11 protein-coding genes and 1 tRNA gene are annotated in these 13,937 nt (G+C 29.6%); 5 read left to right on the top strand and 7 right to left on the bottom strand.

Annotated elements, in window-relative coordinates; all coding sequences use genetic code 11:
- Both ccoS and G8C43_RS05635 read right to left on the bottom strand, forming a co-directional pair.
- On the bottom strand, window positions 1-183 hold the full coding sequence (gene ccoS / locus G8C43_RS05640; protein ID WP_105296782.1) for a cbb3-type cytochrome oxidase assembly protein CcoS: 183 nt from the start codon (window positions 181-183) through the stop codon (window positions 1-3).
- Window positions 184-326: 143 nt separating this feature from the next.
- Window positions 327-2,711: a heavy metal translocating P-type ATPase gene (locus tag G8C43_RS05635; protein ID WP_166004684.1), complete on the bottom strand. Its 2,385-nt coding sequence runs from the start codon at window positions 2,709-2,711 to the stop codon at window positions 327-329.
- Window positions 2,712-2,796: 85 nt separating this feature from the next.
- On the opposite strand from G8C43_RS05635, the gene G8C43_RS05630 reads away from it, so the two are divergent.
- Window positions 2,797-3,510, top strand: coding sequence for a Crp/Fnr family transcriptional regulator (locus G8C43_RS05630; RefSeq protein WP_255448154.1), 714 nt, complete (start codon window positions 2,797-2,799; stop codon window positions 3,508-3,510).
- An 18-nt stretch (window positions 3,511-3,528) separates the two neighbouring features.
- Here the strand turns inward: G8C43_RS05630 and G8C43_RS05625 are convergent, their stop codons facing one another.
- The 3 genes from G8C43_RS05625 to G8C43_RS05615 all read right to left on the bottom strand — a co-directional run bounded on the left by G8C43_RS05625 (window position 3,529) and on the right by G8C43_RS05615 (window position 6,511).
- Window positions 3,529-5,412, bottom strand: coding sequence for an ABC-F family ATP-binding cassette domain-containing protein (locus G8C43_RS05625; RefSeq protein ID WP_166004682.1), 1,884 nt, complete (start codon window positions 5,410-5,412; stop codon window positions 3,529-3,531).
- A gap of 64 nt (window positions 5,413-5,476) precedes the next feature.
- Entirely contained in the window at window positions 5,477-5,740 is a 264-nt protein-coding gene (locus G8C43_RS05620) for a hypothetical protein (RefSeq protein WP_146105549.1), read from the bottom strand.
- A gap of 698 nt (window positions 5,741-6,438) precedes the next feature.
- A tRNA-Phe gene (locus G8C43_RS05615) sits at window positions 6,439-6,511 on the bottom strand.
- Between the two features lie 170 nt (window positions 6,512-6,681).
- On the opposite strand from G8C43_RS05615, the gene G8C43_RS05610 reads away from it, so the two are divergent.
- The 3 genes from G8C43_RS05610 (at window position 6,682) to G8C43_RS05600 (ending at window position 9,731) form a co-directional block, all read left to right on the top strand.
- The gene (locus G8C43_RS05610) at window positions 6,682-7,953 is read left to right on the top strand and encodes an OmpP1/FadL family transporter (protein ID WP_166004680.1); all 1,272 of its coding nucleotides are present in this window, start codon (window positions 6,682-6,684) and stop codon (window positions 7,951-7,953) included.
- Window positions 7,954-8,034: 81 nt separating this feature from the next.
- Window positions 8,035-8,565 (top strand): LPS export ABC transporter periplasmic protein LptC, encoded by a 531-nt coding sequence (lptC, locus tag G8C43_RS05605; protein ID WP_166004678.1) that lies wholly within the window; start codon window positions 8,035-8,037, stop codon window positions 8,563-8,565.
- A 116-nt stretch (window positions 8,566-8,681) separates the two neighbouring features.
- Window positions 8,682-9,731: a hypothetical protein gene (locus G8C43_RS05600; protein ID WP_166004676.1), complete on the top strand. Its 1,050-nt coding sequence runs from the start codon at window positions 8,682-8,684 to the stop codon at window positions 9,729-9,731.
- Window positions 9,732-9,770: 39 nt separating this feature from the next.
- Here G8C43_RS05600 and G8C43_RS05595 read toward each other — a convergent pair whose 3' ends face one another.
- Window positions 9,771-10,430, bottom strand: a complete 660-nt coding sequence (locus G8C43_RS05595; RefSeq protein ID WP_160556937.1) for a uracil-DNA glycosylase — start codon at window positions 10,428-10,430, stop codon at window positions 9,771-9,773.
- A gap of 49 nt (window positions 10,431-10,479) precedes the next feature.
- Window positions 10,480-12,360, bottom strand: coding sequence for an ATP-dependent DNA helicase RecQ (locus G8C43_RS05590; RefSeq protein WP_166004674.1), 1,881 nt, complete (start codon window positions 12,358-12,360; stop codon window positions 10,480-10,482).
- Window positions 12,361-12,584: 224 nt separating this feature from the next.
- Here G8C43_RS05590 and G8C43_RS05585 point away from each other — a divergent pair, with 224 nt between their 5' ends.
- Complete coding sequence (locus G8C43_RS05585; protein ID WP_166004672.1) at window positions 12,585-13,697, top strand: efflux RND transporter periplasmic adaptor subunit; 1,113 nt, start codon at window positions 12,585-12,587, stop codon at window positions 13,695-13,697.
- The last annotated feature ends 240 nt before the right edge of the window (window positions 13,698-13,937 follow it).

Genomic DNA, 13,937 nt, shown 5'->3' with positions numbered 1-13,937 from the left:
TTATTTTTCTTTCTTATCGTTTTTGGATTCTTTTGAATTGCCATCATTGGAATCAAATAAAATTCTTACTGCAGGTGATTCATCATCATCAAATTGTCCTTTCTTGATTCCATAGATAAAAAGGATCAAAAATATAACAGCTAATGAAACACTGCATAATATCATTAAATATAATATTTCCATACTGACTGAACAAAAATACATTTTATTTGATATGAATGATAATGATTTGTAACATATTTTTACATTGCATCTTTAATTTAGAATATTTCTAAATTGAGGTATATTTTAGGTTATTTGATGTGTTTTCTAATAAAGAAATTACCTTATCTTTTTTTAAATGTTTCATATCCAATAACTTTACTTACCACGGTGGTGAAAAGTACTACTGAAATGGAACTTACAGGCATAAGTATGGCTGCTACTAAGGGAGAAAGCCTGTTAGAAACTGCAAAACTTAATCCTATTATATTATAGCAAAAACTAATAATGAAGCAAATGGAAACTATAACTAAGGCTTTTTTTGATAATTTTAAATATTTAGGTAGATAAGCAAAATTATTTCCGTCTAAAATGGCATCTGACGAAGGAGTGAAACTGTTTATATCATCTGATATGGCAATACCCACATTAGATTGTTTTAAGGCTCCTGCATCATTGAGTCCGTCGCCAAGCATTAAAACTATATGCCCTTGATCTTGTAAATTTTTAATGTAATCGAGCTTATCTTGAGGAGACTGATTAAATTTAATAACCGTGTCAGTGGAAAATATTTTTTCTAAATTATGCTTTTCGGAATTATTATCTCCACTTAATAATGATATTTTATAATGGTTAAGTGATCTGATAATTTCTTTTAAATCTTTTCTGTATTGGTTTTTAATTTTATATAACCCTTTGTATACGCCATTGATGGAAATATAAACTGAAGTTTCAGAATTAATATTTTTTTTATTTCCTACAAAGTCGCATGAGCCTATTTTGTATTCTATACCCTTAATGAACCCTTTTATTCCTTTACCTATTATTTCTTCGTAGTCCTTAATAGATATATGATCAATGGGCATGGAAATAGATTCATAAAGTGATCTGCTTAAAGGGTGATTGGAATTTTGAAGTATAGCTTTTAAGTTTTTTAACTCTTCAATAGTAAGTTTTTCTCCTTCATAACTAATTTTGTTGACTTTATTAATCGTCAAAGTGCCGGTTTTATCAAAAACTATATGGTCTATTTTTGCCAGTTTTTCAACTGTGAGAGCATCTTTTACGTAAAATTTTTCTTTACCGAAAATTCTCATGATATTTCCAATGGTAAAAGGTGCGGAAAGAGCTAATGCACAGGGACAGGCAACAATCAATATAGCCGTGATTACTTGATACATTTGCGAAGTGTTTTTTTCAATGAAATACCAGTATAATCCGCTTACAATTGTGATGATCAGTATGACCATCACAAAATATTTACTTATGTTATTGGTGATTGAATTAATAGTTGAAGTATCTTTTTTAAATGCTTCATTATTCCATAGCCGGGTAAGATAGCTTTGATTAACTTCTTTAATGATCTCTAGTTCTATAGTAGTGCCGGATTGTTTTCCACCGGCAAATATTTTTTCTCCTGTTTTCTTTTCTATTAGTTTGGATTCTCCGGTAATAAAGCTGTTATCAATAAACGCTTCTCCATGAATGAGAATAGAATCGGCAGGAATTATTTCTTGATTGCGTATTAGTATTCTGTCACCAATTTTTAAATTTGAGATCAGAACATTTTCATGAGTTTTATTGGAAGTAATTTTAGTTACGGCTATGGGATAAAAGGATTTGTAATCTCTATCAAAAGCTAAAGTTTTATAAGTTCTTTGCTGAAAATACTTACCTAAAAGCATAAAAAATAAAAGTCCGCTTAGAGAATCGAAATAACCGTTACTCATTCCCGTATACGCTTCAAAGCAACTACGGAAAAATAAGGCAAATATACCGATAACAATGGGCAAATCAATATTTAATATTCCGTGTTTTAAAGCTCCCCATGCAGATTTATAATAATCTGAAGCGCAATAAAAAACTACGGGTAATGAGAAAAGAAACATAAGAATTCTGAAAAAATAACTGTATTGTTGAAGCCAAGGGTCTTTTTCAGTTTCGAGAAATTCCGGAAAGGCAAAAAGCATAATGTTTCCGAAAGCAAATCCGGCTATACCTATTTTTACAAGTAGGGTATGATCTACTTTTTCAGGTTTTTTTTCAGTAGTTTCAAAATTAATGACCGGCTTATAGCCTAAATCTGTTAGAAAATTAGCTAATTCACTTAATTTATAGAATTCATTTTTGTAGGCAATTTGTACCGTTTTAGAAGAAAAATTAACAGTAGAATATGTAATATTGGTATTAATATTTTTTAAACTTTCCAATAACCAAATACAAGCACTGCAATGAATAACGGGTATTTTAAAAGTTATAAGAGTTAATCCCCCTTCCGAATAATCAATAATTTTATCAAAGATTTGAGGGGTGTCTAAAAATTCAAAATAATTTTGCCCCTTTTCAGGTTTTATTCCGGCTTTGGAGTTTAAACTATAGTAATTTTCCAATTTATTTTGATTTAAAATTTCGTATACAGATTTACATCCGTTACAGCAAAATAATTTATTATCAAAATCAATCGGAGTGTCCTCAATGATCTGTCCGCAATGATAACAATGCTCACTCATATATTTGTACTATCACTAAACCTGCAAAGTTATATCCTTTTATTTAAAATTAAAGTATTATTTTTGTCCGTAAATTATTAAAAATATGAGTAATATCATGCCTAAAAATTCAGTAGATTTAATAATATCAGAATTAAAAAATAAGGATGTTTTAAGCCAATTTACAAAAGAAGAACATAGCATATTGGATAAAGAAATGAAGGAGATTCGTTTTGAAAGAGGTCAAGAAATTATACATGAAGGTTATAAACCTACCGGAATATTTGGAGTTATAAGCGGTACGGGTAAAATTAACAGAAAAGGATATAATGGTAAAGATCAAATACTGCGTTTAGTAAAAAAAGGAGAAATTGTAGGATACCGTTCTTTATTAGGGGGAGAAAGTTTTAGTGCTTCTTGTACCGTTCTAGAAGATATTACTGCAGTATATATCCCTGAAATTATTTTTCATCGACTGTTAGAAATAAGTTCCAGAGTTTCTTTTGATGTATTAAAAAAAATATCCCAAGACTTAGGAGAAGCAGGAAAAACCATCACTTGGTTAGCTCAAAATACGGTGAGAGAAAGATTGGCTGCCGTTTTACTTCTTTTAGAGAAAAAACTTGATGTTGATCATGAAGGCTTCATTAAAATTACTCTTACTCGTGAAGAAATGGCAAATTTAATCGGTACAGCAACAGAAAGTGCGATACGATTAATTTCTGAATTTAAAAATGATGAGCTTATAGAAGTGGAGGGAAGAAGAATAAAAATTCTTAATCATCAAAAATTATCCCGACTAGGGCATGTTATGTCATAAAATTTATTAAATTTAAATTTAAGCGTTGAGCTCGCTGAGTTCCAGCCATCTAGATTCTTTGTGATCTAAACTTTGAATAAGATTTTCCAGCTTATTGCTAATTTCTTGTATTTCATCAAAACTTAAACTCGAAGAGGATAATTGTTCAGTTAATTTATTTTTTTCTTCTTCTAATTGAGGAATTTCTTTTTCTAGCATTTCTAATTCTCTTTTTTCCTTGAAAGAAAGTTTAGGAGATTTGTTCCCGTTAGTTGGATTACTATTTTTTATTTCCTTTTTAGAAACGTCTTTGATGATTTCATTTTCTTTTTCCTTTGATTTTAAATAAAAATCTGTATAATTACCTATAAACCAGGAAATTTTACCGTTGCCTTCAAAAATCATCAATTCATCAACCACTTTGTCCATAAAGTATCGGTCATGGCTTACGATCAAAACACAGCCTTGATATTCATTTAAAAAATTTTCAAGAACAGTTAAGGTTGGCAAATCCAAGTCATTTGTAGGCTCATCAAGTATTAAAAAATTAGGATTGCTAAATAAAATTGATAGCAATTGCAATCTCTTTTTCTCTCCGCCGCTTAATTTAGATATATAAGTATATTGAGATTCCGGCGTAAAAAGAAACATTTCTAAGAATTGACCGGCAGAAATTTGTTTTCCATTGGATAGAGGGAAATAATCTGCTATTTCTTTTACAAAATCAATAACTCGTTGATCTTCTTTATATGCGAGTCCTTCCTGTTTAAAATGCCCTATTTGTAAAGTTTCGCCCCATTCGATAGTTCCGGAATCAAACTCTTCCTTTCTTTCAAGTATCTTTAAAAAAGTTGTTTTACCTACTCCATTTTTACCGATTATCCCGATTTTTGATCCTCTGGCAAAAGTATGGGAAAAATCGTCTAAGATTATTTTATTTGCAAAATGTTTGGAAACATGTTCTAATTCAATGATTTTTTTTCCCAAACGAGTCATTTGCATGTCCAATTGAACTTGAGCATCAGAAATACTTTTTTTAGCAAGTTCTTCCGTTTTATAAAAACTTTCAATTCTGCTTTTTGACTTGGATGTTCTGGCCTGAGGTTGCCTGCGCATCCATTCCAGCTCTTTTCGATATAAATTTTTAGCTTTATCGGTTTGAGCTATTTGATTTTCAATTCTCAGTGATTTGTTGGTTACATAAGTCTCATAATCGCCATTATGCGAATATAAGGTTCCGTCTTCCATTTCTAAGATCCGAGTGCAAATAGCATCTAAAAAATATCGGTCATGGGTAACTAAAATAAGGGTTTTGTTTTCTTTGTTAAGGAAAAATTCCAACCATTCAACCATTTCAATATCTAAATGATTAGTTGGTTCATCCAGAATTAATAATACAGTGCCTTTTTCAAAGCTTATATCGATCAGGAATTTGGCAAGAGAAATTCTTTTTTGTTGTCCACCCGATAAATTTTGTATCTTTTGATTAAGGAAATCAATTTTTAATTTATTAATAATTTCTTGAATTACAGGTTCGACTTTCCATCCGTCCCATTGATCCATTTTTTCTATTAATCCTAATAATTCAGGATTGGAAGGATCATTTTGGACCATGGTATCGTATTGATGAACAATATCCAATACAGGGTTAGAATGGGTAAATATATAATCTTCAGCAGTCAAATCATCATTAAATAGTTCAGATTGTTCAAACATAACTACTTTTATGTCTTTATTGAGCGTAACCGATCCGGAATCGGTAGATTCTAATCCGGACAGGATTTTTAATAAAGTACTTTTTCCACTACCGTTTTTAGCGACTAAAGCAATTTGATCTCCTTCATTTATATGAAAAGAAACATTGGAAAATAAAGTTCTTATGCCAAAAGACTTACTAATGTTTTCAACTGAAAGATAATTCATAGGGTATATATAGAAAAGCAAAAATACGCTTTCTAAATTATTTTATAAAAAGTCAATTTGGGCATTAGTTTGATGATTTATATAATATCATATGACAAACCAGCAAAATAGTCAGAAACACATTGAGTATAACTCCTACAGAAGCATCAATATTTTTAAAATCTTTAATACGGGCATAGATACTAAGCAGGAGACAGAATAATTCAACACCGACCATAGTATAGTTTAGCCAGGAAGGTACAAAACAATATAAATTGCCAAGCAAGAAAGCTATTAGATTTAAAATAACTATTCCTGCTAAAAACACGAAAATACTGACGTTATTCATAATTTATTAATATTAAATTAAAAAAATGCTAATTATATAAGATGTTCTCTTTATTTTCTAAATGATATACTTAAGTAAAAGAGATTAATTATATTAATTAATAGTGTTACATTTTTAATAATCTAATTTTATTCCAAGATTTAAACAATCAAACAAAAAATATTAAATATTCAATGTTTAAGAAATAGAGGTAATAGGTAATTGTGCAAATTAGTGTAAGCTTATTACTAGATAAATAAGAGACAAAAGAGGCTTTTTAAATTAAAATTTTTAACAACAAAAATTTATTGATTTTAAAAAATGCTAACTTGGTATATACAGAGTTTTGTTTGGAATAAAACAGCCCCCATACCACATTAAATAAATTTGCCGGTTGTTTATTGGATAAAAAATGCCTATAAAGCAATAAAAAAAGAAAGGATTATTCATGAACCACTGCATTGACTATATTCAACCATAGTTTCTTGGAGTATATGTTTTGCGGAAGGAAAAAAGAAAATATTCTGATTTTTTACATGGGATTATATAATATTATAAAGGAAAAAATGCTAATGTATTAGGAACTTCAACAGTAAAAAATATTTCATTTTAAGAAATCAAATGATTTTTTTATAGAAATTTCTTAAGGAAAAATATCTCATTAAAAAAACAAAAAATCCACAATCTTTTCTTATTGAATTGATTATGGATTTTTGAAGTGGTACCTCTTGGAATCGAACCAAGGACACAAGGATTTTCAGTCCTTTGCTCTACCAACTGAGCTAAGGTACCCTCGTTTGGGATTGCAAATATAGGGCATATTTTTAAATCACAAAATATTTTTAAAAAAAATTTGATTTTTTTTTTCGGCTATAAAATTTGACTAAGAATTTTTACTTATAATTATTTTTATAATCGGTACATTATTAACATATTTGTACTTTGTATATAAAACACACTGAATGAAAATTAGATTTTTCTCCATATTATCATCATTTATCATATTTCTGAATGCAGCTTATGCCCAGCAAACTTCTACCTCTCCTTATTCTTCATTTGGCTTAGGAGAAAGTAAAACCAATTCCGATATAGTAATTTCTTCTATGGGAGGATTGGGAACCTCATATATTTCAGATTTTACCAATGAAGCCAATTTTGTAAATCCGGCAGCGAATAGAAACTTGCGATATACCAGTTATAACATCGTGATCAATACCGATTATACCAATGCTAAAACTTCTAACGTAAGCAGTGATCGATCTACTACTTATTTAGCTAATTTATCATTAGCCTTTCCAATCGGAACTAAGTCCAGAGTAGGAGTAAATTTACAACCCTACACCAACATAGGATATGATATAAATACAGATAATTCAGATGTTATAAATCAAAAATCTTTATTTAAGGGAAGGGGAGGACTTAATGCTTTCAGCGGTATGTATTCATATAATATATCCAATGAGTTTTCCTTAGGAGCTAAAATTGGGTATGTTTGGGGCGATTTGAAAAAAGATCAAGAAACATCTTTACAGAATGCTAATTTGATTTCCGGTATATTTAATAAGCAAGAATATGGTTTTTTCGATTATACTTTAGGAGTAGCCTATCGAAAAAAATTAACTAATAATCATTTACTTAAAATTGGAGCAACTTATAATATAGGGCATACCATAGATGCTGATGTAAATTATTTGTATTCAACCTATTATTATAACAATAATAATGAAAAAGTTTCAATGGATACCTTAAACTATGTTAAGGGAACGCATGATGCAAAATTACCTTCATCATACTCAATAGGAGTAGCCTATGGAAAAGAGCATAAATGGTCCTTAGGAGCAGATTTTAAATTTACAGATCAATTTAAACTAAAGATACCGGAAGATAATTTTGATTACAAAAATAAGTATCGCGTAGCCGTAGGAGGTTGGTATTTGCCTAATATAAACGGTTTCAGATCTTATTTTGAAAAAATTATTTATCGATATGGGCTGTATTATGAAAATACAGGGCTTAATGTGAACAATAAAACCATTGACCAATATGGGGTAACCGCCGGGCTAGGCCTGCCTTTGGGTAAATCCGGTAAACATGATCCTTCCATGCTTAATTTAGGTATTGAGTTAGGACAAAGAGGTTCAAAATCAAACGGTTTAATCAAAGAGAATTTTGTAAACTTTAAAGTTGGATTTAATTTTGATGATCTTTGGTTTAGAAAGAGACAATACGATTAAAATTTATAACTATCATTTTTTATTCATGGAAAGATGGTGACTATAAAAAAAATAAAAATCTATTTATATCTTATTTTTTTTGTGATTATTTCCATATCATGTTCCGATGAAAAAGGAGATAATTTAGGAGAAAAAAAAACCAACTTTGCTTCCAGGAGAATCTATAATGCTAATATAACTTTAACAGATTCAGTGTATGCAATTATTAGATTAAGGACTCCACTTATGGAAGAATATGAATTTGTAGAAACACCATATACAGTTTTTCCTAAAGGCTTAGATATGGATTTCTACCAAAAAGGTAAAGATCCCGGGCATTTGAAAGCAGATTATGCCAAGATAATTGAAACTGCAGGATGGTATGAAGCAAGGAAAAATGTAGTTATTATTAATTCGGATAAAGACACATTAAAAACCAATCAAATTTTTTGGAATAAGAAAGAAAGAAAAATTTTTTCAAACGATACCGTTAAAATCTACAGGGCAGACGGGATAACTACGAATATTTCTGTTCATGGAATTGAATCTTCAGAAGACTTTAAGAATTTTAAACTGAAAAAAAACACAGGTACTTTGCCCTATGCAAATGATTTAAAAACAGATAGCAAATAAATTTTATTTTGAATAAAAATAATATAAACGTTATTTACAAATAAAATATGAAATTATTAAATAAAGATGTATATTAGTAGCTTCAAAATTTATATTTTTAATAAAAATAGCGAACAATGAAAAAAAAGTATACTGTTTTTCTTTTAATACTTACGCTTTCTGTTTATGCTCAAGAAGGAAAAGTAAAAGAAACTTCTGAAAAAGGAGTTTATTTTGAACAGAATGGGGAAATGATTTTAGTTTATAGGGGATCAAAGGAAGGTAAAGCTAATAGTGGCTATACATTCACTTATGGAAAAGATGGAACATTAGAAGTAAAAGGAAAAGCATCTGCTCCTACATTTAAATCACCCAATGATGTGGTAATAGTTCAAGATGCTGCAGGAAATCGATATTGGAAATTGATTGATGGAACTATTGTAAAAACAGAATTAGCGGGAGAAGTATCAAAATCTGCGGCTGCTAAAGAAGTTTCTGTAATCAGAAAAGAAGAAAATAATGCAGTAGTAAATGAAGTTCCGGTTGAAACAGTAATTAAAGAAGTTCCTATAGAAGTTGTTGAAGAAAAAATAATTGAAACACCGGAAACAGTAAATGCTTTACCGGAAAAAGAAATAGAAATAGAAATTGAAGAGGCAGACATAGCTGAAGAAAAACCTGAAGAGGAAACACTAATACCGGAAGCTCAATTTATAAATGAACAAGATTCAGATGATGTATCTGAGACTGAACAAGCAGAGTCTATCGCTATTCCTACTCCGTCTGCTACAGAAGAGGTGGAAACAGTACCTAGTTCTTCTAGCATAGTTATAGATGAAAATGAATCAAAAAATATAGAAGAAATTTCAACCCCAACTCCGCAAATTGAAGAAGCAGAAACAGTAGAAATCGAATCTATTCCTAGTCAAGAAGCTAATTCAGAAGTTTCAGTACCATCAGAAGAAAAAATTATTTTAGAAGAAGATGCCCCGGAAGAAGATAAAACTATAATTTCTACTATAGGAGATGATGGAATTGAAGAAATTCAAGTGATAGATGGAGAAGTAGGAGATGTGTCTAATATGTTTGAAAAAAATTATGAAGACATGTCTAGAAAGGAAAAGAAATTATATAAAAAGAATGAAAAAAAATTAATGAAGCAATTAGAAAAAGAACTTAAAAATTAATAGATATAAAATTTAATATAAAAAATGAACCTATTCGGTCTACCACTGAATAGGTTCAATTTTTTTTGAGGTTAAATATTCATTAGTAAGACTAAAAGGTCTTGAACCGAAAAAGCCTCTATGTGCGGATAAAGGAGAGGGGTGTACCGATTTAATTATGAAATGTTTTCGAGTATCTATTAAATTAATTTTCTGTTGTGCATAGCTTCCCCATAAAATAAATACAACATGTTCTTTTTCTTCAGATATTTTATGAATTACAGAATCCGTGAACGTTTCCCATCCTTTTTTTTGGTGAGAACCCGCTTGATGCGCTCGTACCGTTAAAGTAGCATTGAGCAAAAAAACACCCTGTTTTGCCCACGGAGTTAAATCCCCCGACTTTAATTCAATTCCGGTATCATTTTTTAATTCAATAATAATATTCCTTAAAGAAGGCGGATATACTATTCCATTGGGAACGGAAAAACATAATCCCATAGCTTGTCCTTCTCCATGATATGGATCTTGTCCCAGTAAAACCACTTTTACTTGATCAAAGGGAGTCAATTCAAAGGCCTTAAAAATATTTTTACCTTTTGGATAGCAAGTATGTTCTTTATATTCTTGCTTAACAAAATTTATTAAAGATGAAAAATAAGGCTTTTCAAATTCAGGCTTTAATAAATTTTTCCATGATTCTTCAATATTTATATTCATTCAGTAAAGGTAAAAATAAATATAAAAATAGTTGGAAATAAGACAAATATTAAGCAGAATATGTGTTGAAATTTAATGCTTTAATTTTATTTTCTGAAATTAGATCTTGTAAGCAATCATGAATTTTTTCAAAAGAAACATTCCTAAATTCGGCATAAATATCCTCTCTGCTTCTAGGCTGTTCTTTTATATAAGATAAAATATCTTTCAGATAAGATTGTTCATCTAATTTGGATTTACAACATACATCACACTTACCGCATATTTGATTGGTTTTTTCACCAAAATATCCAAGGATTAATTTCATCCTGCAATATTTTAAATTTCTGATAAAAAATTCCAACTCTTTATATTTAACTAATTTATTTTGTTGTATAAGTTGAAATTCATTCCAAAAGCTTCCTAAAAGTTTTTGATCGTTTCGTGGTTCTAAAAAGTAAATTTTTTGCTTATTACCATCAACGTAAGAAATATCACCTGATTGGTTATATTTAATAAATTTGGAGTGTAATACGGAAAGAGGAATTAAAAGGCTGTCGGCTAATTTTTTTTCATCAAATTTTATTTGATAAGAAAAAACACCTGTTATTTTTCTGGCAATTTTTTCAAATAAAAAGGAATCATTGCCGTAAAAATTAGTGTCAAGTCTTTCTATAGGAAAGTTAATTTTAAGCAGACTATCTGAAGGCTCATATTTCCATTGAAGAACTGAGCTATTATGAAGAAATTCTAAAATAGGTATAATCTTACTTTTATTAATTTTTGTACGTTGTTGAAATAATTTCAAGTCGAAATCAAAAATTGTATCGGGTAACTCATTAGGAACAATACAAAACATTGAATATAAATAACGGATAACTTTTTCATATTCAGATTTTGAAGATATAGTTTGTATGAGTGATGAGTATATATCAGAAAGTTCCGCTTCATTCCACAATAAAAATGTATGTGATAAAAGTCCGTCCCTTCCTGCACGACCAACTTCCTGATAATAATTTTCTAATGAATAAGGAGGAGAAAGATGAATGATCACACGAACGTCTTTCTTATCTATACCCATTCCAAAAGCATTTGTTGAAATTAGAATTTGGTTGGTACTTTCCGTCCAATTTTTTTGTCTTTGCATTTTCTCACTAGGGGATAATCCTGCATGAAAAAATTCAACCTCAAATCCCTTTCTTTTTAAAGTTTCAGACAAAGTTTTAGTTTCATTTCGAGTTCTACAATAAATAATTCCCGAACCCTTATACCTATGTAAAATTCTTTCAATTTCCCCAAATTTGTCTCCGGCATTTAAAACTTGTAAAGAAAGATTTTCTCTATTAAATGATCTTTTAAATACCTGAACATTATGTAAATCGAGTTTTTTTATTATTTCAATTAAGACCTTTTCAGTTGCGGTTGCAGTAAGTGCCATGCAAGGAATTTGAATCCCGATATATTCTCTGAACTTTATAATTTGTTGATACGATGGACGAAAATCATTACCCCATTCAGAAATACAATGGGCTTCATCAACTGCGATAAACGAAATTTCAATATCTTTAATGATCTCTAGAAAAGTTTTATTTAACAATCGTTCCGGAGATACATATAATAATTTCAATTCATTATTTCTCAATTTATTAAATACGGAAAGTTGTTGATCCGCTGTTTGATCCGAAGAAATATACTCGGCCGGAATTAATTTCCTTTTTAATGAATACACTTGATCCTTTATAAGAGCCAATAATGGAGAAATAACGATACAAGTGCCTTGAACCAAAAGAGCGGGGACTTGATAGCAAATAGATTTTCCTGCTCCTGTAGGTAAAAGAGCAATAGTATCTTTACTTTCCAATATAGTAAGTATGATCTCTTTTTGAAGAGGTCTGAATTCTTTATACCCCCAGTAAGATTCAAGAATTTTATTTGGTAATGAAAAGTCCATTTAGACTAGAATTTTTATTGGCAAGTAACAAATATATAAAAGAAAAAATTATCCTAATTTGAATTAACACAATTGTTTGGTGTTGATTTTATGCAAGATAAATTAAAAAAGAATTATATATTTACAGGCAAGATAAACAAGTAATAAAAAAAATACTTAAAAAAAGTGATTTTAACGTAACAAAATTTGTTAAGATAATACAAATTATAGTGAAAAAAGTTGTCATGAATAATAAGGTTCTTAAAATAGTTTTATCTGTTGCTTTTATTGCACTTTTATTGTATTGTATATGGTATGTAATTATAACCAATACACGATCTAATGATAAGTTTGAGACAGAGTCTCCGGTTACTATGACTATTCAGCAAAAAGCTGTGGCAACCGGTAAAATTAATCCAAAAGAAAAGATAGAAATCAAACCTAATATTTCCGGGATTATCAAGGAGATTTATATCAAAGAAGGAGATGAAGTAAAAGTAGGACAATTATTGGCTACAATTAAAGTGGTTCCGGTCGTTTCTACAGTAAATACTGCTATGCAGAATATAAATTCAGCAGAAATTAAGTTAAATAATCAAAAAAGAATTTTTGAACGTCAAAAATTATTATATGAGCAAGGAGTAATTTCTAAGCAGGATTATGAAAGTGCTGAAACGGAATATAAAATAGCAAAACAAAATCTAATTCAAGCACAGAAAGATTATGATATTGCTAAAACAGGTATTACTTCAGGATTAGAAGATTTAGCGAGTATTCAAGTTCGTTCTACTGCAAATGGACAGGCACTGGAAGTACCCGTTGAAGTAGGGGATCAGGTTATTGAAGCCAATACATTTAATGCAGGAACAACTATTGCAAGCATTGCTGATGTCAGCAAAATGATATTTGAGGGTAAAGTAGACGAGTCAGATGCAGGGAAAATGCATGAGGGAATGAAATTAAAAATAATAATCGGAGCACTTCAAGACAAAGATATAAATGGTATTTTAACCTTTATTTCTCCTCAAGGTAAAGAAGAAAACGGGGCTGTTAAATATGAAATTAAAGCAGATATAATTATTCCGGAAGGGGTTTCGATTCGCGCCGGATATAGTGCCAATGCAGAAGTAATATTAAGTGAGAGAAAAAATATTTTAGCAATGAGAGAAGCTTTAATGCAATATGATGGAGAGAGACCTTTCGTTGAAGTACAACAGCCTGATGGAAAATTCAAAAAAGTTTATGTAAAACTAGGATTATCAGACGGAATATTTGTTGAAGTTAAAGGTATTTCACTGAAAGATCAAATTAAAATATGGAATTCTTCAGACGAAGATAAATCATCAAGAAAAAAGTAGTTTTGAAAAAATAGTTTAAACAAGCACCTGATGTAAATCAGGTGTTTTTTTATTTTATAAAATCTAAATCGATCTTTATATGATAGTATAGAATCATCAAAACATAAGATTTCTAAAGATATTGCGCAGGGTAATGTTTTTATTATGCCATTAAAAATTCTATTTTACTCTTGAGTACTGATACATATATAATTGTATTTAAAAAGATCTATGTGAAGATTTTTTCAAAAATGGAAATTT

The organism is Apibacter sp. B2966 (assembly GCF_011082485.1).
In the GTDB taxonomy this organism is placed as follows: Bacteria; Bacteroidota; Bacteroidia; order Flavobacteriales; family Weeksellaceae; genus Apibacter.
This window is presented reverse-complemented; position numbering and strand designations above follow the sequence as displayed.

Coding starts and splice junctions, on each gene's coding strand:
- ccoS (WP_105296782.1), bottom strand. CDS start 183: ATGGAAATATTATATTTAATGATATTATGCAGTGTTTCATTAGCTGTT.
- G8C43_RS05635 (WP_166004684.1), bottom strand. CDS start 2,711: ATGAGTGAGCATTGTTATCATTGCGGACAGATCATTGAGGACACTCCG.
- G8C43_RS05630 (WP_255448154.1), top strand. CDS start 2,797: ATGAGTAATATCATGCCTAAAAATTCAGTAGATTTAATAATATCAGAA.
- G8C43_RS05625 (WP_166004682.1), bottom strand. CDS start 5,412: ATGAATTATCTTTCAGTTGAAAACATTAGTAAGTCTTTTGGCATAAGA.
- G8C43_RS05620 (WP_146105549.1), bottom strand. CDS start 5,740: ATGAATAACGTCAGTATTTTCGTGTTTTTAGCAGGAATAGTTATTTTA.
- G8C43_RS05610 (WP_166004680.1), top strand. CDS start 6,682: ATGAAAATTAGATTTTTCTCCATATTATCATCATTTATCATATTTCTG.
- G8C43_RS05600 (WP_166004676.1), top strand. CDS start 8,682: ATGAAAAAAAAGTATACTGTTTTTCTTTTAATACTTACGCTTTCTGTT.
- G8C43_RS05595 (WP_160556937.1), bottom strand. CDS start 10,430: ATGAATATAAATATTGAAGAATCATGGAAAAATTTATTAAAGCCTGAA.
- G8C43_RS05590 (WP_166004674.1), bottom strand. CDS start 12,360: ATGGACTTTTCATTACCAAATAAAATTCTTGAATCTTACTGGGGGTAT.
- G8C43_RS05585 (WP_166004672.1), top strand. CDS start 12,585: ATGAATAATAAGGTTCTTAAAATAGTTTTATCTGTTGCTTTTATTGCA.